General features: G+C 38.1%; 1 protein-coding gene. It reads left to right on the top strand.

Annotated features, from left to right (window positions below; genetic code table 11):
* Positions 1-170: 170 nt before the first annotated feature.
* Complete coding sequence (locus L691_RS0109175) at positions 171-524, top strand: helix-turn-helix domain-containing protein (protein WP_025690148.1); 354 nt, start codon at positions 171-173, stop codon at positions 522-524.
* The last annotated feature ends 17 nt before the right edge of the window (positions 525-541 follow it).

The raw sequence follows: 541 nt of genomic DNA, 5'->3' as shown, positions 1-541 counted from the left end.
TTTATTTTGTCTTGCAAGCTTTTCTCCATGACGTTTGCCTCCTAATCTAGAAAAGGAAAAGTATTACACAATTATAATACTTATAAATATCAAAATAAATAATAATATTTAACGTTTGGTGTTTACCTGAATGAAACTTGTCTACACTTTTGACATGAGAGGTGAACACCATGAAGGACAAGGAAATATTGAAGCTCGTTGGAACCCGGATTCGTGCTCTTCGCAAAGAGCGGGGTTTGTCCCAGGAAGCTCTTGGGGAAAAGGGCGGATTTCATTTTTCATACATAGGACAGATTGAACGCGGTGAGAAGAATGTATCTCTATTGAATTTGCATAAGATTGCGGAATCTCTTGGAGTTAACTTGATTCAGTTATTTGCATATCTGGATGAAGAGTTCATGGTTACGTCGGCGGAGAGCGATATTCAAGACATTGTAGAGTTGCTTCGTGATGCCAATGACGAGAAGATTCGGATGGCTAAAAATGTGCTGAGAGAAATTTTAAGAGGTAACGCTTCTTCATAGCTAATGGTTTGACTATT

Source organism: Paenibacillus zanthoxyli JH29, assembly GCF_000520715.1.
GTDB classification, from domain to species: domain Bacteria; phylum Bacillota; class Bacilli; order Paenibacillales; family Paenibacillaceae; genus Paenibacillus_AQ; species Paenibacillus_AQ zanthoxyli.
Note: the sequence above shows the minus strand (reverse complement) of the source record. Positions and strands in the feature narration are given on the sequence as shown.

What these genes read in the sequence shown, in the direction of transcription:
- L691_RS0109175 (WP_025690148.1), top strand. Translation starts at nt 171, where the DNA reads ATGAAGGACAAGGAAATATTGAAGCTCGTTGGAACCCGGATTCGTGCT.